Below are 21841 nucleotides of genomic sequence, written 5' to 3'. Positions count from 1 at the left end.
CTAACGCTTCTTCTTCACATCAGCCTTTCCGCAGGCGATGCCGTCCTTGTTGCGGTCGAGATTCAGCGGGTCGTCCTTTCCGTTGACCTTGAGGCGGCCGTAGTCGTTCTTCTTCAGCCAGGCACAGCGGGCGGCCGTGGTCTTCTTGACCTCGTCCGGGAAGGCGGTCGGCACGCAGACGTTGATCGAGCCGTAGTGCGGGTCGCAGCCGGAGACGGTGGGGCTGACCTTCTGCGAGGCCCTCTTCTTGCCGGGCTCCTGGACCGTGCCCTCCAGGGAGTCGGCGAAGGAGTGGACGTGGGCCGAGGCGTCGGTGGCGCTCAGGGCCTGCGGGCCCTGGAGGTGCACCCACTTGGCCACCGACGGCACGCCGCCCGCGTCAACCGCGAAGAGCATGTACCAGCCGGGCGGGGCGATGTTGGGGTTGCTCGTCACGTTCAGGTCGATGTTGTTGCCGTCCACCGACAGCGGCAGGTCCACGAACCGCTGGTTCGGGTCGGAGGAGTGGGTGACCGCGGCCGGGCGGATGAGTTCGGCCTTGGCGATGGGGCGGTCGACGGTGATCCGCTGGGTGTCGCCGTAGTTCCACTCGGTGTCGATCACCGACGTGATCGACGGACGCGTGCCCTTGAGCAGGTAGGGCGGGGTGTAGATCGACACGTTGTGATTCCAGGTGCCGTTGCCCGGGTTGTCGCCGGTCGACATCACCCGGCCGTCGGGCAGCAGGAACGAGGACGAGTGGTAGCCGCGCGCCTGCGGGTCGGCGGCCACCGGGTCGAAGGTGTTCGACGCCGGGTCGTAGATCGACGACTCGAAGACCGGGTCGGCCCGGTTGTGCAGCGCGCCGCCGGTCTCCAGCACCTTGCCGTCGGGCAGGAGGACGGCGGAGACGTACATCTTGCCCTGGTTGCCGGTCTGCGGCACCGGGCCGTTGCCCAGGTCGACCGTGCCCTGCGGGATCGGCGGACCCGCCACGTAGGCCGGGTTGGCGGTCTTGAGGTCGATGACGTCGGTCAGCCGGTTGGCGTCCGGGTTGGAGTCGATGTTGCCGCCGCCGAGGGTGAGGACCTTCTGGTCCTGCGCCGGGGGCAGCAGCACGCTCGCCGACTGGTCGCGCTCGTCCTTGTTCTGCAGGCCCGGCGTCTGCGTGACCGTGTTGGCGTTGTAGTCGTAGATCGCCGATCCGGTGCCCGGGATGTTGTTGCCGAAGGTGTGGCTGCCCGAGTAGAAGAGGCGGCCGTCCTGCATCAGGATCATCGACGGGTACAGGCCCCAGTAGGACCAGGTCTGGTTGACCTTCCACAGCGGCTGCCACTGCTGCTCGGCGTCCGACCAGTACTCGGCGGTCACCGAGCCGGTCGAGTCCTCTTTCAGTCCGCCGAAGGAGATGACGTCACCGTTGCCGAGGGCGGTCGCCGACGGGTACCAGTGGCCGTCGTTCATGTCGTTGGTCTTGCTGTACGTCTCGGTGACCGGGTCGAAGATGTACGAGTCCTTGTAGCCCTCGTAGCCGTGTCCGCCCGCCACCGGGTACGCCTTGTTGCCGCTCATCACGAGGACGCGGCCGTCCTGGAGCTGGACGTGCCCGGAGCAGAACATGTCCTTCGGCGTGGGGATGACCTTGTAGGTGCCGGTGGCCGGGTTGTAGACGGCGCTCGTGAACGTCCCGGCGTTGAACTGCTCCTCGCTGTTGCCGGAGCCCGCGATCAGCAGCACCTTGCCGTTGTTGAGGACGACGGAGTGCATGGAGCGCACCGGGTTCTTCGTGGGCAGCACGTCCCACCTGCCGTTGGCGCACTCCGCTGCCGTGCCCGTGCACACGGGCTGGGGTACCGGGTCGGCGACCTGGTCCATCGTGTAGTCGTCGGTGGTGGCCGAGCCGGTGCCGTAGACCGAGACGCCCCACGAGATACGGTCGGTGCCGGCCGGGACCGCGGGGGTGCGGACCGACGCCTGGGTCCAGGCGCCCGCCAGGTCCAGCGTCTTGAGGTCGGTCCAGTACTGCCAGCCCGCCGTGGTGTCGTGCCGGAAGAGGGTGAGGGACGCGTCCGGGGTGGTCGTCTTGTACCAGAGCCCCAGGTCGTACTGCTTGCCCGCCGTCACGACCGGCGCGCACGCCGTCGACTCGGTGATCAGCGCCTTGCGGTCGCCGGAGGCCCGGCGGGTCAGCTCGACCTTCATGGCCTTGGTGCCGGAGTGGGCGTCGGCGGTCGTGGTGAAGGTGAAGTCGTTGTCGCCCCAGCCAGACTTCTCCCAGCAGTACGGCATGCCGTCGGTGCCGGCGGTCTCGAAGCCGGGGTTCTTGATGAGGTTGGCGGCGGACGCGGGCTGTGGTGCGGTGAGGAGCAGGCCTGCTGTCAGGCCTGTCACGGCCAGGAGGGCGGATCTCCTGCGGTGTCTGTTCACGCGGCTCTCCCTGCTGTAGAGCTCCCGCGCAGCCCCCTGCGCGGGAGATAGACCAGCGCTTCGGTCCCCGCGAAGCGCACGACGAAGGTCGTCACCAGTGCGAGCGCGGTCGCGGACAGCGCGCCCATGTCGAACCGGTGGACGAACAACGCGATCAAGGGGATCCGCAGCACCAGGTCGGCGTTGGCGAGCAGCGCGAACCTTCCGACGCGGTCCCACCACTGCCGGTGCCGGCGGCGGTCGCGGAACAGCAGGTGCTCGATGAGCACGAAGTTCCAGGCGACGCCGAGCTGGTTGGCGAGGACCTCCGCCGGCAGGTAGTGCATGCCGACCGCGGTCAGCGCCCACAGGCCGAGCAGGTTCGGCACGAACCCCGTCGCGCCGATCAGCCCGAAGCCGATCATGCGGGCGACCGGGGAGGCGGTGCGCAGTCCGCTCAGGTGGCGCAGGAAGCGGAAGCCCTCCTGGGCGCTGGACTTGGACTCGCCGGCGAACCGTTCCTGGAAGACGAACGGGACCTCGGTGACCTGGCGCGGGCGGTTGCGTACCGCCAGTTCGAGCAGGATCTTGTAGCCGAAGGGCTGGAGCGCGTCGGCGGTGACCGCGCTGCGCCGGATGGCGAAGAAGCCGCTCATCGGGTCGCTGATGCCGTGCAGTTTGCGCGGGAAGAGCGACTTGGTCAGCCAGGTCGCGCCGCGTGAGACGGCGACCCGGTAGTTGCCCGCGAGTCCGGCGCGGCTGCCGCCCTTGATGTAGCGGGAGGCGACGACCAGGCCGGCGCCCGCCCGCTCGCCGGTGGCCACCAGCTCCGGCACCAGCGAGGGCGGATGCTGGCAGTCGCCGTCCATGACGACGATCCAGTCCGACCCGGCCGCCTTGATGCCCTCGACGACCGCGCCGCCGAGCCCGCCGACCGGCTCGTCCCGGTGCAGGACGGTCACCGGGAAGGGGCAGTCCTTCGCGGCCTCGCGGATGACCTCGGGGGTGTCGTCGGTCGAGTCGTCCACGAAGACGACCTCGCAGGGCAGCCGGGACGGCACCGACTCGGTGATCTGGTGAAGGAGTTCGCGGACGTTGGCGGACTCGTTGAACGTCGGTACGACGATGGTGACGGCGCCCGGTTCCGGGACCTCCGCCGCGCGTACGGCCGGATCGTCGAGCTCTCCGGGGACGGTGGATTCCTGGCTCATCGGGCGCCTCCCGCGGCGGTGCCGGTGGACTGGATCTGCCGGATCTCGATCCGGTCCTCACCGGTGCCGAAGACGGCCACCGGTTTCGAGTGCTGGATGGCCGCCTTGACGTTGGGCAGGTCGACCGCGTCGCGCCGCACCGTCGGGGAGGCGACGACGTAGTCGATGTCCCTCCAGCCGCCCGGCATCGTCTTGGTGACGGCCGGGTCGAGGTCGGCCTTGTAGAACCAGATGACGCCGAGCCCGGGCCGGTACCCGGCGTGCACCAGGTCCAGCCACATCGCGTCGTCGACGAGTACCCGGGTGTCCTCGGGGTCTGCCACCTCGGTGCTCAGCCACTTCGAGGCGGCCTCGTAGGGCGCGTTGGCGTCGACGGTGACGGCGGTGCGGGCACCGTCGTACCAGCGCGGTACGACATAGGCGCCGGCGGAGATGGCGAGGACCACGGCGAGGGTGTACCGGCCGCCGGTCTGCCACCGCCGCTCGTCGGGGTCACGCCATCTGCGCAGCACGGCGTGGGCGACGGACGCGGTGCCTCCGGCGAGGACCAGGGCGAGGAAGGGCAGCGCCTGGATGACGTACATGGCGGGCAGGTAGCCGTTGGGGCGCAGGGCCAGGGCGGCGAGGATCGCCACCGTCAGGGCCGGACCGGCCAGTGCCCGGGCGGTGACCGACCAGCGCCAGGTGGCCAGGAGCAGAAGCGCGCCGGCGAGGCCGCCGAGGGGCAGGACCCGGTCGTAGTAGAGCCAGGACTGGAAGACGCCCCAGGAGCCGGAGCCCTGGTCGAGGATGAAGCCCGAACCAGGCCTGGTCATCTGGTACTTGACGCCGTCCCAGAGGGAGACGTGGCCGCCGCCGGGCAGCAGCTCGCCCTTGAGGAGCGCGAAGAGGGGGTACGAGAAGCCGATCAGCACGCAGGCCGTGATGGCGCCGGTGACCGCGAACTTCCGGGTGTCCTTGTGGCTGTGCCGCCACATGGTGACCAGCAGCGCGGGCAGGATGACGAGCATCGTCTCCTTGGTGAGCACGGCCGTGGCGGCCGCGATGCCCGCCCCGAAGTGATGCCACAGGTGGCGGCTCGGGGAGGCGGCGAGGGTGAACGCGACCAGCGTCCACATCACCGCGAGGTTGTCGAGGAAGATCTCCCGCTGGAGGACGACGGAGAGCGGCGAGAGTCCGAAGAGGACCATGCCGAGGCCGGCGGCCCAGCGGGGCAGGGAGAGGCGCCGGCCGAGGACGTAGACCAGCACCGCGCTGATGCCGCTGATCAGCAGCATCGTCGCGCGCATCGAGCCGACGGTCATCGACTCGGGGCTGATCATCGAGGGTATCCAGGTCAGCAGGGCCAACTGGATCCAGCCGAGGGGCGGGTGGTCGTACCAGTAGGTGTAGTGGGCCAGGCCCTTGCCCTCCTGGACCGCCCAGGCCTGGGCGAGGTAGGTGCCCTCGTCGTCGCTGAGCGTCGGGTAGTCGGCGATGTTCCAGCCCTGCACGACCAGGATGGCGACGAGGAGCACGCCGCACAGCAGGAGGTCGGTGCGGGAGGAACGCAGCTGGCTCGGCGGGGCTGTTCGACCGGCCGAACCGGTATCAGGCGCAGGCTGCCTCTGCGCGGGGACCTGGGGAGTGGTCACCGCGGGAAGGGTGGAGGTCACGCAGGGACGTCCTCTCGGGTCACTTCGGACGGTGTGAGATGCGCGCCGACATGAGTGGTCAGCTCCCAGTCGTTGCGGCCGCGCTGCTCGCGCCAGACGGCGCGGATCGCGGCCCCGGCGAGGAGGACCTGGTAGAAGGGGCCGCCCACGACGAGCTTGACGTAGTGGACGAAGCGGACGCGGAGCCCGTACTGCTTGCCGAAGTCGTGCAGTCCGACGAGCTCGAAGACGAAGGTCACCATGGCGGTGACGAGCGGCAGGAAGGTGATGAAGGCGATGCTCACAGGCACGTCGAGGAAGAGTGCGATCGCCACGTTGAGCGGGATGATGACGCCGGTGAAGGCCTGCATGAACGGCGTCATGAGGGTGTAGCGGGCGAGCAACCGCTGCCCGAAGCCCGGCAGTTGCTTCCAGTCCTTCTTCCGGTAGACCTGGAGGAAGCCCTGGTTCCAGCGGGTGCGCTGCTTCAGCAGCGACATCAGCGAACCGGGAGTCTCCTCCTTGGTCACCATGTCGGAGTCGTAGGCGACGACGACCTTCTTGCCGATGCTGGAGAGCCGCACGCCGAGGTCACAGTCCTCGGCGAGGCAGTCGGGGTCCCAGCCGTCGGCTTCCCGCAGGACGTCGGTCCGTACGAAGACGGTGTTGCCGCCGAGCGGGATGAATCCTTTCTGCGCGTGCAGATGCAGCCGGGAGCGGAACCAGAAGAAGTACTCCAGGCAGTTGCGCAGGCTGTACCAGCTGGAGTGGAAGTTGATCAGCTGGACACCGCCCTGCACGACATCCGCCCTGGTCGTCCGGAACGCGTGGTCGACGTGGGCGAGCAGCTCCGGGTGGACCTGGTCCTCGGCGTCGAAGACCCCGACCACGTCGCCGCGGCAGTGCGGCAGCGCCGTGTTCATGGCCCTCGGCTTGTTCTTCTTCTCGTGGGTGTCGACGACGACCCGCACGCGCGGGTCGCGCTCCGCGGCGTCGCAGGCGACCGCCGTGGTCTCCGGGTCGTCGTGCCCGACGATCACGATGATCTCGAAGTCGGTGTGGCTCGACTCCAGCAAGCGCTGGATGGTGTGGTCGAGCACCGCCTGCTCGTGGCGCGCCGGAAGCAGCAGCGAGAAGGACAGACTCTCCCCGCCGTCCGGTCGGTGGAATCGGGTGGAGGCGAGCACTTCGGGCGTACGCCACGCGTGCATCTGCCACCACAAGGTGAAGGCCGCCATCCAGAACAAGGCAAGCGAAACGGCAGCGATAACTACAGACGTCAGCAACAGACCCCCCAGGCCCAAACCCCCTGTCGCGACGGTGAGTCACCCCCGTCGCGTCACTGTGCAGAGATTAAGGGGGAACTGTGAAGTGTGGGAACTGTTCTGATAAATAGCGTGTTTCGTAACAGTGATGTGACTTCTGGGACTAATCCGAACACGTGGGCGCATCTCAGCAACGGAAGGGTGCACTCCGCTTCCGTTTCAGCCGCTCAGCGCCGTGCGCAACCGATCGGAATCGGTCGTCGGAGCGTCACAAGTGAAGTTACGGCAGACGTACGCGGTTGGTTCACCGTTGCTCAAGGAACGGTCGGCGAGGAGCGGTAGTTCGTCGCTGTCAGGGGTGCCGACGGCGACGACAGCGCCGGGGGCGGTGCCGAGAAGTGCCGTACGGTGCAGGGTCCTTGTGCCCTCGTCGTCCAGGCTCGGACCCACGACCGCCACCTCGCGCGGCCCGTCGAGCAACGCCTCGGCGACCGCGAGCCCCCAGCCGATGAAGCGGGGGACGCGCGGGCCGAGGGCCTTGACGACGCCGAGCGCCTTCTCGGCGGCGGTGCGATGGGGTTCGGCGCCGGTCTGGGCCGCGTAGCTCAACAGGGCGCCGGCGGCGGCGCTCCAGCCGGAGGGGGCGGCGTTGTCGGTGGGGTCCTGCGGCCGGCGGATCAGCTTCTCGGCGTCGGCGGCGGTGTCGTAGAGGTTGCCGGAGTCGTCGGCGAACCGCGTGAGGACGTGGTCGAGGAGGAACCCGGCGAAGTCGAGCCACACGCCCTCGCCGGTCACGGAGGCCAGCGCGAGGAAGCCCTCCGCCACATCGGCGTAGTCCTCCAGCACCCCGGCGTTGGTGCCGGCCTGGCCGTCCTTGCTGGTGCGGGCGAGGCGGGCATGGTCGTCCAGATGCAGCCGTACGAGGAGGTCGGCGGCGCCCAGCGCGGCCTCGACCAGGTCGGGACGGTCGAAGTAGGCGCCGGTCTCGGCGAGCGCGGCGATCGCCAGCCCGTTCCAGGCGGCGACGACCTTGTCGTCACGGCCGGGTGCGGAACGCTCACTCCGCTTGTGAAGCAGTCGCTCGCGGACGGAGGCGATGCGCTCGGCGTCGAAGAACGTGTCCTGCTGCGGGAGTTGGAGGACGGAAGAACCGTGCTCGAAGCTGCCCTCCTCGGTGACGCCGAAGTACTGGACGGCGAGCTCCGCGTCCTCGTCCCCGAGGGCTTCGCGGAGCTGCTCGGGCGTCCACACGTAGTAGGCGCCCTCGACGTGCTTGCCGGTGCCGTCGTCGCTGTCGGCGTCGAGCGCGGAGGAGAAGCCGCCTTGGTCGGTGCGCAGTTCCCGCACCATGAAGTCGGCGGTCTCCAGGGCGACCCGGCGGGCCAGCTCGGAGCCGGTCGCCCGCCACAGGTGGGCGTAGACGCGGCACAGCAGCGCGTTGTCGTACAGCATCTTCTCGAAGTGCGGCACGATCCAGTCGCGGTCGACGGAGTACCGGGCGAACCCACCGCCGAGCTGGTCGTAGATCCCGCCGCGGGCCATGCGCTCACAGGTGTCCTGCGCCATCTGGAGGGCGCCCTCCGCGCCGGTCCGCGCGTGGTGGCGCAGCAGGAACTCGACCACCATGGACGGCGGGAACTTGGGCGCCCCGCCGAACCCGCCGCGCTGCGGGTCGTACTCCCGGGTAAGCCCGAGCAGCGCCGCGGCCAGCTGCTCATCGCCGGGCGCCCGGCTGTCGCCGTAGGAGATCTCCCGCCCCGCCAGGTCCCGCACGATCTTCCCGGCGACCTCGGCGACCTCCTCCCGCCGGTCGGTCCAGGCGCTGCGGACGCCCTCCAGCACCTGCCGGAAGGACGGCATGCCGTGGCGCGGGGCGGGCGGGAAGTAGGTGCCGAAGTAGAAGGGCTCGGCGTCCGGCGTCAGGAACACCGTCATGGGCCAGCCGCCCTGCCCGGTGGCGGCCTGGACGGCCTCCATGTAGACGGCGTCCACGTCGGGGCGTTCCTCGCGGTCGACCTTGACGCTGACGAAGTGGGCGTTGAGGTAGTCGGCGGTCTCCTGGTCCTCGAAGGACTCGTGCGCCATGACGTGACACCAGTGACAGCTGCTGTACCCCACGCTCAGCAGCACGGGCACGCCCCGCTCGCGCGCCTCCTCGAAGGCCTCAGCCGACCACGGCCACCAGTCGACCGGGTTCTCGGCGTGCTGGAGGAGGTAGGGGGACGTCTCATGGGCCAGTCGGTTCGGCATGGGGTCCATCCTGCCGCAGTACCCCGCCTGTCACCCGGCAGGCGTCTCCCGGACAGTGACCTTGAGTTTTCCGGACCCACGCCCCCTCGCACCAATGCGCCGTCCGCAGCACACTTGACCAAGGAACCATCAAGGAACCGACGAGAAAGAGCCGTTGCCGCCGGAGGGGGACGTGACATGCGGGACAGTCATCGCGCGGAGGCCGAGCGGTTGCTGACGCGGGCCGTGGAGGAAGAGGTACGGCGGTCGGGCGGGCGTACCGACGGGACCGTACTGCTGTCGCGGGCGCGCGGGGCGCTGGACTCGATGGCGCAGACCGCCGCGGAGGAGTACGAGGCGTACGGGCGCGCCCTGGAGGAGGCGGAGGCCGGTCAGCTCACGTTCGGGCAGCGGTACGCGCGCGAGGGCGGCGGTACTCCGCTGCTGGTGGCGGGCGTCGCGGCGGTCGCGGCCACCGTCGCCGACCTGGCGCTCGGCACCGGCGCGGGTACGGCGCTCGGCGCCGGGGTCACCGTGGGAGTGGTGGGCGCCGCGGCGACGGTCGTGAAGGTGGCCGGCTCGCATCTGCCCGCCGCCCACCACCGCGCGGGCGCGCTCGGCCAGCCCGGCGGCCCGGAGCAGCTGCGGCTGCAGTGGCTGACGGCGCTCGAGGTGCGCGGCATCCGCCCCTACCTCGACCAGCAGCGGGTGCGGAACGCCTCGACCGGGCCGAAGCGGACGGGTCCGCGACTGAAGGGCACGGACAAGAGCGCGGCGGCCCGGGGCCGGAACGTGCTGGAGCAGTCCTTCGGTCAACTGCCCGAGCCGGTCGGTCCGTTCGCGGGCCGCCGTCAGGAGATGGCGCGGATCCGGCAGTGGGTGCAGGCGGCCCGCGCGAGCACCGAGACCCGGCCGACGGTCGTCGTCCTGCACGGGGCGCCCGGCAGCGGTCGTACGACACTCGCGGTGCGCGCCGCCCACGACCTGAGGGACTACTTCCGCGGCGCGTGCGTGGTCGACCTGCGCGGCTACACCCCGGAGGAGCAGCCCCTGTCCACCCGGGACGCGCTGCTGCACCTCCTCAACCGCCTCGGCGCCCCCCGCGAGCAGCTCCTGTTCCGTGAGCGTTCCTCCGCGGACCAGCAGGTCAAGCGGCTGAGCGAGCTGTACCACCAGCATCTGACCGGGCTGCCCGTCACGATCGTCCTGGACGACGCCTTCGACCCGGAGCAGGTCCGCACCCTCATTCCCGAGCGCTCCGACAGCCTCGTCCTGGTCACCGCCCGCGGCCCGCTCGACCTGCCGGCCGACGTGGCCGCCTGGGTGCACGAGCTGTCCGTCGAGGCCCTGGACCCGGCCGGATCGGAGGAGCTGCTGGGCGCGGCCGCACAGGAGACCACCGGTCCCTACGACGCCGAATCCACCGACCCGGATCGGTCAGCTGTGCGGCGGCCTGCCGCTCGCGCTGCGCATCGCGGGCTCCTCGCTCGGCCCGCGCTCACCCCGACAGCTCGCCACGGACCTCGACGCGTACGGCCCGGTCGAACCCGCCGAGAGAGTCCTCTGGCTGCGCTACACCGACCAGTCGGACACCGCCCGCCGGCTGCTGCGCCGCCTCGCCCTGGCCGGCCGCGCCTCCCTCGGCGCCGCCGCGGCCGCCGCCCTGCTGGCCACGGACGAGACGGAGGCGACCCGCCACCTGGTCGCCCTGGCCCGGGCCGGCCTCATCGACCACGTCCGCGGCAGCCGCTACCGACTGCACGACGTGGTCCGCGCCTTCGCCCACGCCCGCCTCCTGGACGAGGAGGAGCCCTCCGAGCGTACGGCGGCTCAGGAACGCCTGATCGTGAACTACGCCGACCTCGCCGACTCGGTGCTGCGCCTGGTCGACGGCAACATGTCGACCCGCTCGGACCGCTTCAGCCCGCACGGCTTCCACTCCCTGGACGAGGCGCTGCGCTGGCTCGACGACGAGTCGAGCTTCATCACGGCGGCCCTCCGGCACGCGGAGGGCGTGAACCAGGCGGCCGTACTGAACCTGCTCGGCGCCCTGTGCGACTACTGCCTGCTGCGCGGCGACCTCTACCGCCTCGGCGAGATCAGCGAGCTGGCGCAGGCCGTCGACCAGGGCCTGCTCGTCCGCTCGGTGCAGTGGCGTACGGGCATCGCGGCCAGGCAGCTGGGCGAGCTGGACAAGGCGCGCACGACGCTCACCTCGGTGGTGGACCTCTATATGGAGGCGCACCACGACGCGGGCGCGGCCCGGGCCCTGTGCTCGCTGGGCATCACGCTCCACCACCAGGGCAACCTGACGGAGGCGGCGGCGAAGCTGAGGGAGGCCCTCGACCTCCAGGCCGCCCCCGAGCTGGCGACGGACCGCGCGTGGACGATGCACGCGCTGGCGGCCGTGGAACGCGACCGGGCCCACCTGTCCGAGGCGATGGAGCTGCTGACCCAGTCCCTCCTCCTGCACCGCGCCGGCGAATCGGTCCACGGCGAGGCCTGGGCCCACTTCCAGCTCGGCCAGCTGGGCCTGCGCATGGGCGACGTCCCGCGCGCCGAAGAGGAGTTGCGCACCGCCCTCGACCTGTACGGCCGCACCCGCGACGCCCGCGGCGAGGCCTGGGCCCTGACCCAGCTGGCCCGCGCCCGCCTGATCGCCGGCGACCCGTCGGCGGCGGTCGACGGCCTGCGCCAGGCAGCCTCCCGGCACCGTGACAACGAGGACGCGCGCGGCGAGGCGTGGACGGTGTACTACCTCGGCCAGGCCCTGGAGGAGACCGGCAACCTGACCCTGGCGGTCCGCGAGCTGGAACGCTCCCGCACGATGTTCTCCCGAATCCGGGACGTCTACGGCCTGGCCTGCGCCCGGCACCACTCGGCCCGCGCGACCCGCGACCAACGGGCCGCGCAGACGGGGTCGTTGCGCAACTCCGGCTTCGCCCGCCAGCTGCTGGTCGACGCCCGCGCCGACTTCCGGCGCATCGGCGTCGCCCACGGGGAGGCCTGGACCTGCCTGGAGCTGGCGGTGGTGGACGCGGGCAACTCCCGTACACCCCAGGCGCTGGAGTTGTGCGACGAGGCGATCGGGCTGTTCACGTCGTACGGCGATCGCCGCGGCGAGGACTGGGCGCGCTTCCTGCGCTGCACGCTGCTGCCGTACGCCGCCCCGGGCGGCGTGGAGGTCGGTACCGCTGTGGCGCAGGAGGAGCTGGCCCAGTTGTCCCGGGCGGGGCATCCGGCCCGGGACGAGAAGCTGGACGACTACGTCGAGGCGTACCAGCTGCTGCTGGAACGCGGGGTGAACCTCGAAGCGGGTTGGCAGGCCTGGCGGTTGGGGATGGTGCCGGGGAGGCATGCGCGGGAGGTCATGGGGGTGGCGGTGGCGTCGAGAGCGTAGTGGCGTCGTAGGGATCCGCGGCCGTACAGGGGGTGTCCTGGTTGGACGGCGTGCCGCTCGTGGGGCGCGAGGAAGAGCTGCGGGAGCTGCGCGAGGCACTGGCGCCCCGCCGGATCGTCGTGCTCACGGGGCCGCCCGGCAGCGGGAAGTCCGCGTTGGCACGGCACGTGACGCCCAGGGGGTCGAGCTCGCCCCAGGTGTTCCGGGTCGAGGACATCGGCCTCCGGGAACGGCCGGAGGTGACGCTGCTGCGGCTGCTCGAAAGCCTGGGGGCGCGGCCCGGACGGCTGACGGCCGCGATCGGCGCGCCCGCCGACGGCCTGCTCGAACCGGTGATCGAGATCTGCCGGCGGGAACTGGCCGACCGGATCCGGCCCGTGCTCGTCGTGGACGGCGCGCGCGGCCCGCTCCTCGACGCGCTGCAGTCGGTGCTCGACGGCACCGACTGTCAGGTGCTCGCCGTCGCCGAGGAGGAGGGCATCCCGCCCGCCGCGTACACGTACGAGCTGGGGGATCTCGCGCTGCCGGCGGCACGGCGGCTCATCAGTGACACGACCGGGTACTCGTACGCGTCCGGGTACTTGTACTCGTCCGCCGCGACCGGCGAAGCGGCGGGCGACCGGCTGGTGCGGCCCGCCACCCTCGACCGGCCCGCACTCACTCCGCTCGCGCTGCGCATCGGCGCGGCGCTGGCCGGTACCGGGGGCAAGGTCGGCGAGCTCCCGGACACACTCCCCCGCCTGGTCGATCTGGCGCTGGCGCGGCTGAACAGGGATGCGGCCCGACTGTGCGACGCGCTGGCGGCGTTGACCGGCCCGGGCGGGCTGTGGCTGCCGGACGAGCTGGTCGCGCACCTTCTGCCGGGCGCGGACTCCTCGGACGGCCACCGCACGCGCAACGCCACGGCCGAGCTCCGGGAACTGCGGCTGCTGGAACGCGACAAGAGGGGCGTACGGCTGCACAGGGCGGTCGCCGAGCAGGTCACCCGGCACTGGTCGCCCGAACAGGTCGCCGACCGGGCGGTCGCCGCGGCCCTGCCGTTGCTGCGGGAGGCCCGGCGCTCCCCCGCCCTCGTCGCCGACCACGCCACGACGTACCTGCTGCTGCTCACCCGGGTCCTGCCCACCGAGGACCCGGAGGCCCGCGGCTTCAGCGCCTACCTGGCCGGGGAACTGGCCCACCGGGGAAAGGTCTTCGAGCTGCTGGCGCTGCGCCAGTGCGTACGGCACACGCTCGGCGAGGACGGGGACGCGGAAGCGGACGCGGACCTCGCGGCCGCGCCGGCCCTCGCCCTGCGGCGGTGCGAGGAACCGGGCCTGGCCCGGGTCGTGCTGTCGCGCGACGACCCGGCGCCGTCCGAGCTGCTGCAACTCGCCCTCCTGGAGCGCGACCTGGGGCGTCTGCACGAGACCGAAAGGCTCCTCGCCGGTCTGTCGGCCGGACGCGGTGCCGACGGCTGGGTGCTGCACACCAAGGCCGCCGTCGCCTGCGACCGCGGGGATCTGCGCGGGGTGGGGCCACTGCTGCGGCGCGCGATCGAGGCACACCAGGTCGCGGGGGACCTGCGCGGCGAGGCCTGGGCCGTACTGGAGTACGGGCGCTGGTGCCTGCTGCGCGGGGACTTCGAGGCCGCGGTCAAGCGGCTCAGTGCCGCGCGCGTGATGTTCCTCGACATCAAGGACGCGTACGGGAGGGACTGCGCGGACATCGAACTGCTCAGGCTGTCCGCCGTGTCGCGGGCCAACGGGCGGCCGGTCGCCGACTGGCAGAACTCCGACGTGCGCGCGCTGTGGCAGCCGCCGGTCCGTAGCTGGGCGGTGGCCTGGCGCGCTCTGCACGCCGCGATGCTGGCGGAGGGGACCGTCGCGGGGCCCGCCGTGGGGGTGGTCGCGGGGTCCGTCTCGGGGACGGACGTGGGACCCCTCGGGGGGTCAGACGGGGGGTCCGTCGTGGGACCCGACACGGGACCCATCGCGGGGTCGTCCTTCGTGGGGCCCGGCCCCGCGCCTTTCGCCGCCCTCCAGCGGCTCGACAACGCGGTGGATCCCGTCGGCGGGGCTTGGCACACCCACTGCCTGGGGATCCGCGAGGACCGCCGGACGTATCTCGAGGCCGCCGCCAGGGCCTTCGGCGACACCGGCTGCCCGCACGGCCAGGCCTGGAGTGCCCTGGAACTGGGCATCCGGCAGCCCGAGCACGGCCCGAGCCGGCACGCCCTGGCCCGCGCCCGCGCCCTCTTCGAGTCCCTCGGCGACGAGGCGGGCAAAGCCTGGACCGACCTCGCCCAGGCGGTCCTCGACGGCGAGCCCCCTCCCCGCGGCGTGCTGTGGGAGCTCTCGCGCCGCTATGCGCCGCAGCTGCTCGCCGGCATCGAATGGCCGGAGGAACACGGCCGGTTCCGCATCCCCCGCGCCGCCCGCCACACCATCCCCGAGCCCCGGCACGACGGCCTCGCCCGCTTCCCGACCACCGAGTCCCGCATCCGCCTCACTCTGCTCGACGACACCCCGGCCGCCGACGACGCGGCACGCATCGCCCTGCGCCTGGTCCCGGGCGTGCACCATCCCTGGGCCGGGGCCGCCGGGCCCGCGCTGCCGTGGCTGTCGGCCCGGGCGGTCCCGCTCACCTCCGCCGAGGTCCAGCCCGAGCACGCCGTCACCATCCGGCCGTCCGCCGCCGACGACCCGGACGCGGGCGCCGAGTTCCGGTTCACGCCGAGGAGGCCGGGCCGGCACCGCATCCGCTTCGTCGTGGAGCACCACGACACCGGCACCGTGCTCCAGGAGGTCGAGACGGAGATCGACGTCACCGACGCCAGGGGCAGTGTGCCGTCGGCCGCTCCGCCGCTGACCGAGCCGCTGCGCGGGAGGTGACCGTGGCCCGTGACCTGCCGGTCCGCATCACGCAGGACCCCAGCCAGGGCTTCACCCGCCGGCCGGCCCCCAGCGTCCGCCACCCTGACCTGGTGCTGGTTCTCGACGCCTACGCGGACGACCACGTCCGGGCCCGGGTGTACGGCGGAGCGGTGCCCGCCGCGTTCGCCGAGTACACGGCGAAGCTGGAGGTCGCGCCCGCCGCCCTGCGTGCCTCGGCGGCCCGGCTGCGCGCGCTGTGGAAGCGGGAGCTGGTGGCGTACGAACCCGTCGACGACCGTGGCGTCCCCCTGCCCGGCCGTCCGCGCCTGCCGTACGCGGTCCGCCCGGACCTCACCGCCGAGCCCGAGGAGGAACTGCGCGACATACTCGACGAACTCGTCGAGCAGGGCAGCTACCTGCTGTGCGAGGAGCTCCTCGGAGCGGGCGGGCCGGGGGCCGAGCGGCTGCGCAAGGTGGTGCTCGACGCACTGGCCGGACCCGGGCCGCTGCGGATCCGGGTGGACTCCAACCTGTTCCTGCCCTGGCCGATGCTGTGTCTGCCCGCCGAGCAGCAGGATCCCCCTGGCAAGGACGGCCCCGAGGGACTCCTCGCCCGCTTCCTCGGCTATCGGCACCAGATCGAGCAGACCGGCGGCCGGCACCCCGCCTTCCCCGACGAGGAGGAGTCGGCGCTGCCGCCCCCGGTACCGGTGGTCAGCCTCAACCATGACAAGGGCATCGACCCCGAGGGCCGGACCCGGGCGGCCGAGGTCGCCGCCGCCCTCGCCGACGGCACCGTCCGCATCGAGCGCACCCGGCGTCATGAACTCCTTACGGCCCTCAAGTCGGACCGGCTGGACGAGCAGTTGGTGTACTTCTGGTGCCACGGCCACTTCCGCTCGCCCGACGAGTCCGGGTCACCCCTGTTCGTCGTACAGCTGAGCGACCACCGGGACATCGACGCGCACACCCTGCTGGCACGGCGAGCGGCGGCCTCGGGCCCCCTGTTCCCGTACCGGCCCGTGGTACTCCTCAACGCCTGCTACGCCGGGCTGCCCGGTTCCGCCGATCTCACCAACCTCGGCGGGGCACTGATCCGGGCCGGGGCGGGCGGGGTGCTCGGGCCCCAGATCGAGATCCCGCAGATGTTCGCCGCCGAGTACGCGTACGCCTTCGTCACCCGCTATCTGCCCGGCACCCTGACAGCGGGCGAGATCGCGCACGGCCTGGCGCGGTACTTCGCGGACACGTTCCGCAACCCCCTGGGTTTCACCTACGCACTGCACTGCGGCATGGACCGCAGGCTGGAGCGGGTGACGTGACGGGCCGGGACGATGCGAGACGCCGGGATCACATCACCGGGCCGGAGGACGTGCCGGGACCGGACGACATGGCGGGCCGACATCACGCGACCGACCCGGACGACATGACCGGCCGACATCACGCGACCGACCCGCACGACATGACCGGCCCGGACGCCGTGCGGGCCGTGGACCTGGACGAGGACGGCTGGCTCACGTGGGCCACCCCGCACGGCCCGGTCCCCGTCCCGGCCGCCCGCCTGGACGCCCACTTCGCGGAGCATCTGACTCCGCCGCCCTGGGCGACGGACATCGTCGTGTACGTGCACGGGTGGCAGACCTCGCCGGAGTCCTCCGTCGCGGCGCTGCGCACTCTGCTCGCTCTGGTCGAACGGCAGCTGGCGGAGCGGCAGGCGCTGTATCCCGGGCTGTCGTCCGGCGTACGACGGTTCGCCCCGTGGCCGGTGCTGGTGCGCTGGCCCTCCCGGTCGCTCCCCTCGCTCGCGGGCTACCGGAGAATCCGCGAGCGGGCGCACACCATGTCCACGCGGGGCCACGCGGCCCGCGTCATCGGTCAGCTGCTCGGCATTCTGGACGCCCAACGCGGCGATCCGGCGCCGGTCCTGCGCACCCGGACCGGTCAGTACCTGCACCTGGCGGGCCACTCCTTCGGCTGCCGACTGCTGTGCGAGGCAGTGCAGTGGGCGGCGGGCGAGCAGCCGCGCACCCTTGGATGGAGTACGCCGAAGCCGCCCGGCCGGCCCTTCACCGTCGACTCGATGCTGCTGTTGCAGATGGCGGCGCCCCGCGACGCCTTCGCCGCCACTTTCACGGCTCTCGGCGAGGCGCCACTGCGCGGGCCGGTCGTCGCGACGTACTCGCAGCACGACCGGGCCACCGGCTTCTGGCATCTGCGGGCGGAGAAACGGGCGGGTATCGGGTACGCCGGTATCGGCACCGCCCCCGCCCCGGTCTCCGCGATCCGGATGCTGCCGCCGCACGAGCCGTACCCGCTCGCCGCCCTCGACCACCGCTTCGTGAGCGTCGACGCGAGCGACGTCTTCGTGCGCGGACGCGGTCCGGCGGGTGCCCACTCGGACCATCTGCGGGCGGAGTCCGCCCACCTGCTGCTGTCCCTGGCCGACCACTGCCGGTGAGGGACGGAAGCCGGTGGGCTGACCGTCAGCCCTGCTTCGCCCCAGGCTCGGCCGAGGCCGAGGCCGAGGCCGAGCCGTCCGCGGGCTCCGCCTTCGGGTCCGAGATCTCCTTGAAGTCGACCTTGCCCATGTGGCGGCTCATCGACTTCATCAGGGCCCACACGGCCAGGGCCATCGCCGCGAAGACGATGAAGCCGAGGACGCCGGGGGTGACCTTGTCCTCGTCGACCTCCTTGGCGAGGGTCGCGAGGTGCGTCATTGCCAGGCTTGCGCTTGCGCTCATATCAGGCATTGTCGCGGATGCCCGCAAAGAGGTCGTCCTCGGGGAGGGAGGTATCGACGAGGGACTTCGCGAGCTCGTACTCCTCCGTCGGCCAGACCTTCGTCTGGACGTCCATCGGGACGCGGAACCAGCCGCCGTCGGGGTCGATCTGCGTGGCGTGCGCGATCAGGGCCTTGTCGCGGATCTCGTAGAAGTCGGCGCACGGAACGTGCGTGGTCAGGGTTCGCTCCTCGCGCTGGAACTCGTCCCAGCGCTTGAGCCAGTCCCCGTACGGGGACTCCAGGCCGCGGTCCAGCATGGCCTGGTGCAGCGCCTCGGTGCGCGGGCGGTTGAAGCCCTGGTTGTAGTATAGCTTCAGCGGCTGATACGCCGGGCCGAACTCCGCCTCCGGGTACCTCTCGGTGTCCGCCGCGCCCTCGAACGCCACCATCGAGATCTTGTGGGTCATGATGTGGTCGGGGTGCGGGTAGCCGCCGTTCTCGTCGTACGTCGTGATGACCTGCGGACGGAAGGAGCGGATCTTCTTCACCAGCTCGCCGGCCGCGGTGTCGACGTCCTCCAGGGCGAAGCAGCCCTCGGGCAGCGGCGGCAGCGGGTCGCCCTCGGGCAGGCCGGAGTCGACGAAACCGAGCCACTCCTGCCCCACGCCGAGGATCTCGCGGGCCTCGTCCATCTCCTTCTTGCGCACCTCGTGGATGTGCTCCTCGATGTACTTGTCGCCCTGGAGCTTCGGGTTGAGGATGGAGCCGCGCTCCCCGCCCGTGCAGGTCACGACCAGCACGTCCACCCCCTCGGACACGTACTTCGCCATGGTGGCCGCGCCCTTGCTCGACTCGTCGTCGGGGTGGGCGTGGACGGCCATCAGTCGCAGCTGGTCAGTCAAGACTCAATCCTCGTAAATGTCGGCGCCCGGTGTGAGCGGGTGCGATCGGCGCTTCTATAGTGACCGAACTGGAGGGCCAATAATTCCGGGGCGAGAGGACGATCATGAGTACGGCGAGCACGCGACTGCCCGAGGGCCGCTACGGCCGCTCCTCGGACGAGCGCGCCGACCACCGGCTCAAGATCGCCGGTGCCGTCCTCGCCGCCCTGCTCCTCGCCCTCGTCGGCTACTTCGCGTACCACTACGTCGGCCAGAACAAGATCAGCGCCGAGGTGATCACGTTCGAGCCCGGGAAGGACGGGGTGCAGGTGCATCTGGAGGTCCGCAAGGACTCCGGTGCGAGCGGCTACTGCACCCTGCGCTCGCAGGCGGAGGACGGCGCCGAGGTGGGCCGCGCCGACTTCCGCTTCGACGGGGACGCCACCCGCATCGACAAGGTCCTCACCCTGCGCACGACGTCGCCGGGCACGACCGCCGAGCTGCTCGGCTGCCACGCTGACTGACCTCAGCCCGAATACATAGCCGCTGACCTGCGTCGACGTAATTCTGACGGCTTATGTCCTCCCCCTTCCGTCGCTGAATTGTTAGGCTCGTGGTTTCGCCCTTCCACGAAGGAACATTCTTCTGGGTAGGGCGATGCTTTGTATTCCCAGTACCTACGAGGAGCACCTGTGACCCAGACCAGCGAGAACGTCACCTGGCTGACCCAGGAGGCGTACAACCAGCTCAAGGCCGAGCTGGAGTACCTGTCTGGTCCTGCGCGCACGGAGATCGCCGCCAAGATCGCGGCCGCGCGCGAGGAGGGCGACCTGCGCGAGAACGGCGGGTACCACGCGGCCAAGGAGGAGCAGGGCAAGCAGGAGCTCCGGGTGCGCCAGCTGACCCAGCTCCTGGACAACGCCAAGGTCGGCGAGGCCCCGGTCTCCGCCGACGGTGCGGTGGCGCCCGGCATGGTCGTGACGATCGCCTTCGACGGCGACGAGGACGACACGATGACCTTCCTGCTGGCCTCGCGCGAGTACGCGAGCGCCGACGTGGAGACGTACTCCCCGCAGTCCCCGCTGGGCTCCGGCGTGATCGGCCACAAGGTCGGCGAGGACGCGCAGTACGAGCTGCCGAACGGCAAGAAGGCCTCGGTGACGATCCTCAAGGCCGAGCCCTACAGCGGCTGACCCGGCTCCCGCCCGCCCTTGCACGTCCTTGGCGAACCCCCGGCGTCTGCTGACGCCGGGGGCTTCGTCATGGCGTCTCAGGCATCGATCATCGACATGCCGCCTCAGGCCGTCGCGGAGCGGTACTTCCGCACCGCCAGGGTCCGGAATATGGCGATGATCAGGATCGAGTAGATCAGCGAGGCCCACACGGGGTGCTGCATCGGCCAGGCGTCCGAGGTCGAGACCCCGGGATTCCCGAAGAGCTGGCGGCAGGCCTGGACCGTGGCGCTGAACGGGTTCCAGTCGGCGACGTGCCGCAGCCAGGGCGTCATCTGGGCGGAGTCCACGAACGCGTTCGAGACGAACGTCACCGGGAAGAGCCAGATCAGTCCGCCCGAGGTGGCCGCTTCCGGTGTCCGCACGGACAGGCCGATCACCGCGCCGATCCAGGTGAAGGCGTACCCGGTCAGCAGCAGCAGGCCGAAGGCGCCCAGCACCTCGCCGAAACTGGTGTGCGTGCGCCAGCCGACCAGCAGAGCGACCACGGCCAGCACGAACAGGGTGAGCGCGGTCTGCACCAGGTCGGCGAGCGTCCGGCCGGTCAGGACCGCGCCCCGCGCCATGGGCAGCGAGCGGAACCGGTCGATGAGCCCCTTGTGCATGTCGTCGGCGATGCCCGCGCCGGCGCCCGCGGTGGCGAACGTGACCGTCTGCGCGAAGATGCCCGCCATCAGGAACTCGCGGTAGACGCCAGGGTCGGTGGTGCCGCCGATGTTCATCGATCCGCCGAAGACGTAGCTGAACAGCACCACGAACATGATCGGCTGGATGAGTCCGAAGATGACCATCTCCGGGATGCGAGACATCCGGATCAGATTGCGTTTGGCGACGACCAGCGAGTCGCGGATCGACTGGGTGACGGGGTTGGTGGGCGCCGTGATCCGCACGGCGTCGGTGACGGCACTCACTGGGTGGTCTCCTTCTTCTGCCCGCGGTCCTTGGCGTTCTTGGGGTCCTTGACTGGCTTGGCTGCCGCGCCGTTCGCGCCGTTCGCGCCGTTCGCGCCGTTCTCATCGTCCTTGACCTCGGCCACATGGCCCGTCAGGGAGAGGAAGACGTCGTCCAGGGTCGGGCGGCGCAGGCCGATGTCGTCTATCTCGATGCCTCGGACGTCCAGTTCCCGGATGACCTCGGCGAGGAGCTTCGCGCCGCCGGTGACGGGCACGGTGAGCTTGCGGGTGTGCTCCTCGACGGTGGTCTCGCCCTTGCCGAAGCCGGCCAGCACCTCCCGGGCGGTCGGGATGTGCTCCCGCTCGTGCACGACGACCTCGACGCGCTCGCCGCCGGTGCGGGCCTTGAGCTGGTCGGACGTGCCGCGGGCGATGACCCGGCCGTGGTCGACGACCGCGATGTCATGGGCGAGGTGGTCGGCCTCTTCGAGGTACTGGGTGGTCAGCAGCAGGGTCGTACCGCCCAAGACCAGCTGTTTGATGACCTCCCACAGCTGCTGGCGGTTGCGCGGGTCGAGGCCGGTCGTCGGCTCGTCCATGAACATCACGGGCGGGGACACGACGAGCGCCGCGGCGAGGTCGAGCCGTCGGCGCATGCCGCCCGAGTAGGTCTTCGCGGGGCGGTCGGCGGCGTCCGCGAGGTGGAACTGCTCGAGCAGTTCCTCGGCCCGGGCCTTCGCGGCCTTGGCCTTCATCTGGTAGAGCTGGCCGACCATCTGGATGTTCTCGCGGCCGGTCAGGTATTCGTCGACCGCGGCGAACTGGCCGGACAGGCCGATCGAGCGCCGCACCTCGTTGGGCTGCTTCAGCACGTCGAGGCCGGCGACGACGGCCTTGCCGCTGTCGGGGCGGAGCAGCGTCGTCAGACAGCGGACGGTGGTCGTCTTGCCCGCGCCGTTCGGCCCGAGCAGGCCCAGCACGGTGCCCTCGGGGACATCGAGGTCGACGCCGTCCAGAGCCCTTACGTCACCGAAGGTCTTGACCAGGCCTTCGGCATAGATGGCGCCTGGCATATGAGTCTCCACGTCGTTGGGGAATCTTCTGAAAGTCTCGGTACGGGTGGCACGAGACACA

At 71.1% G+C, this 21841-nt stretch carries 14 protein-coding genes and 1 pseudogene; 6 read left to right on the top strand and 9 right to left on the bottom strand.

Annotation, left to right across the window (positions count from 1 at the left end; genetic code table 11):
- The 5 genes from QFZ76_RS32375 to QFZ76_RS32355 all read right to left on the bottom strand — a co-directional run bounded on the left by QFZ76_RS32375 (nt 1) and on the right by QFZ76_RS32355 (nt 8745).
- Nucleotides 1–2406 (bottom strand): galactose oxidase-like domain-containing protein, encoded by a 2406-nt coding sequence (locus QFZ76_RS32375; RefSeq protein ID WP_307677010.1) that lies wholly within the window; start codon nt 2404–2406, stop codon nt 1–3.
- Nucleotides 2403–3596 carry a glycosyltransferase family 2 protein gene (locus tag QFZ76_RS32370; RefSeq protein ID WP_307677009.1) on the bottom strand — a complete coding sequence of 398 codons (1194 nt, stop codon included), beginning with the start codon at nt 3594–3596 and terminating at the stop codon, nt 2403–2405. Before QFZ76_RS32370 ends, QFZ76_RS32375 begins: the two co-directional genes overlap by 4 nt.
- On the bottom strand, nt 3593–5251 hold the full coding sequence (locus QFZ76_RS32365) for a glycosyltransferase family 39 protein (protein WP_307677008.1): 1659 nt from the start codon (nt 5249–5251) through the stop codon (nt 3593–3595). Before QFZ76_RS32365 ends, QFZ76_RS32370 begins: the two co-directional genes overlap by 4 nt.
- On the bottom strand, nt 5248–6516 hold the full coding sequence (locus QFZ76_RS32360) for a glycosyltransferase (RefSeq protein ID WP_307677007.1): 1269 nt from the start codon (nt 6514–6516) through the stop codon (nt 5248–5250). Before QFZ76_RS32360 ends, QFZ76_RS32365 begins: the two co-directional genes overlap by 4 nt.
- 198 nt (nt 6517–6714) lie before the next feature.
- Complete coding sequence (locus tag QFZ76_RS32355) at nt 6715–8745, bottom strand: thioredoxin domain-containing protein (RefSeq protein WP_307677006.1); 2031 nt, start codon at nt 8743–8745, stop codon at nt 6715–6717.
- Between the two features lie 177 nt (nt 8746–8922).
- On the opposite strand from QFZ76_RS32355, the pseudogene QFZ76_RS32350 reads away from it, so the two are divergent.
- The 4 genes and pseudogenes from QFZ76_RS32350 (at nt 8923) to QFZ76_RS32335 (ending at nt 17437) form a co-directional block, all read left to right on the top strand.
- Nucleotides 8923–12124: pseudogene (locus QFZ76_RS32350) on the top strand (tetratricopeptide repeat protein).
- Between the two features lie 32 nt (nt 12125–12156).
- Complete coding sequence (locus QFZ76_RS32345) at nt 12157–14997, top strand: AAA family ATPase (protein ID WP_307677005.1); 2841 nt, start codon at nt 12157–12159, stop codon at nt 14995–14997.
- A 2-nt stretch (nt 14998–14999) separates the two neighbouring features.
- Entirely contained in the window at nt 15000–16301 is a 1302-nt protein-coding gene (locus tag QFZ76_RS32340) for a CHAT domain-containing protein (protein WP_307677004.1), read from the top strand.
- A complete protein-coding gene (locus QFZ76_RS32335) occupies nt 16298–17437 on the top strand; it encodes a hypothetical protein (protein WP_307677003.1) in 1140 nt (379 codons plus the stop codon). Before QFZ76_RS32340 ends, QFZ76_RS32335 begins: the two co-directional genes overlap by 4 nt.
- 25 nt (nt 17438–17462) lie before the next feature.
- Here the strand turns inward: QFZ76_RS32335 and QFZ76_RS32330 are convergent, their stop codons facing one another.
- Both QFZ76_RS32330 and mca read right to left on the bottom strand, forming a co-directional pair.
- Nucleotides 17463–17729, bottom strand: coding sequence for a hypothetical protein (locus QFZ76_RS32330; RefSeq protein WP_307677002.1), 267 nt, complete (start codon nt 17727–17729; stop codon nt 17463–17465).
- The gene (gene mca / locus QFZ76_RS32325) at nt 17722–18603 is read right to left on the bottom strand and encodes a mycothiol conjugate amidase Mca (protein ID WP_307677001.1); all 882 of its coding nucleotides are present in this window, start codon (nt 18601–18603) and stop codon (nt 17722–17724) included. Before mca ends, QFZ76_RS32330 begins: the two co-directional genes overlap by 8 nt.
- Nucleotides 18604–18707: 104 nt before the next feature.
- On the opposite strand from mca, the gene QFZ76_RS32320 reads away from it, so the two are divergent.
- Together QFZ76_RS32320 and greA are read left to right on the top strand one after the other, a co-directional pair.
- Nucleotides 18708–19106, top strand: coding sequence for a DUF4307 domain-containing protein (locus QFZ76_RS32320; RefSeq protein WP_307677000.1), 399 nt, complete (start codon nt 18708–18710; stop codon nt 19104–19106).
- Between the two features lie 168 nt (nt 19107–19274).
- Nucleotides 19275–19775: a transcription elongation factor GreA gene (gene greA / locus QFZ76_RS32315; RefSeq protein WP_266434409.1), complete on the top strand. Its 501-nt coding sequence runs from the start codon at nt 19275–19277 to the stop codon at nt 19773–19775.
- A 104-nt stretch (nt 19776–19879) separates the two neighbouring features.
- On the opposite strand, the gene QFZ76_RS32310 is transcribed toward greA, so the two are convergent.
- Both QFZ76_RS32310 and QFZ76_RS32305 read right to left on the bottom strand, forming a co-directional pair.
- Entirely contained in the window at nt 19880–20725 is an 846-nt protein-coding gene (locus tag QFZ76_RS32310) for an ABC transporter permease (RefSeq protein ID WP_307676999.1), read from the bottom strand.
- The gene (locus tag QFZ76_RS32305) at nt 20722–21780 is read right to left on the bottom strand and encodes an ATP-binding cassette domain-containing protein (protein WP_307676998.1); all 1059 of its coding nucleotides are present in this window, start codon (nt 21778–21780) and stop codon (nt 20722–20724) included. The genes QFZ76_RS32310 and QFZ76_RS32305 overlap by 4 nt, the downstream gene beginning before the upstream one ends.
- Between the last annotated feature and the right edge of the window lie 61 nt (nt 21781–21841).

The organism is Streptomyces sp. V4I2 (assembly GCF_030817655.1).
In the GTDB taxonomy this organism is placed as follows: Bacteria; Actinomycetota; Actinomycetes; order Streptomycetales; family Streptomycetaceae; genus Streptomyces; species Streptomyces plumbiresistens.
The sequence above is the reverse complement of the archived record's forward strand: the minus strand, read 5'-3'. Positions and strand labels throughout refer to the sequence as shown.

Bases quoted from the DNA above. Each gene is read 5' to 3' on its own strand.
- QFZ76_RS32355 (WP_307677006.1), bottom strand. From the start codon at position 8,745: ATGCCGAACCGACTGGCCCATGAGACGTCCCCCTACCTCCTCCAGCAC.
- QFZ76_RS32330 (WP_307677002.1), bottom strand. From the start codon at position 17,729: ATGCCTGATATGAGCGCAAGCGCAAGCCTGGCAATGACGCACCTCGCG.
- QFZ76_RS32305 (WP_307676998.1), bottom strand. From the start codon at position 21,780: ATGCCAGGCGCCATCTATGCCGAAGGCCTGGTCAAGACCTTCGGTGAC.
- QFZ76_RS32320 (WP_307677000.1), top strand. From the start codon at position 18,708: ATGAGTACGGCGAGCACGCGACTGCCCGAGGGCCGCTACGGCCGCTCC.
- QFZ76_RS32370 (WP_307677009.1), bottom strand. From the start codon at position 3,596: ATGAGCCAGGAATCCACCGTCCCCGGAGAGCTCGACGATCCGGCCGTA.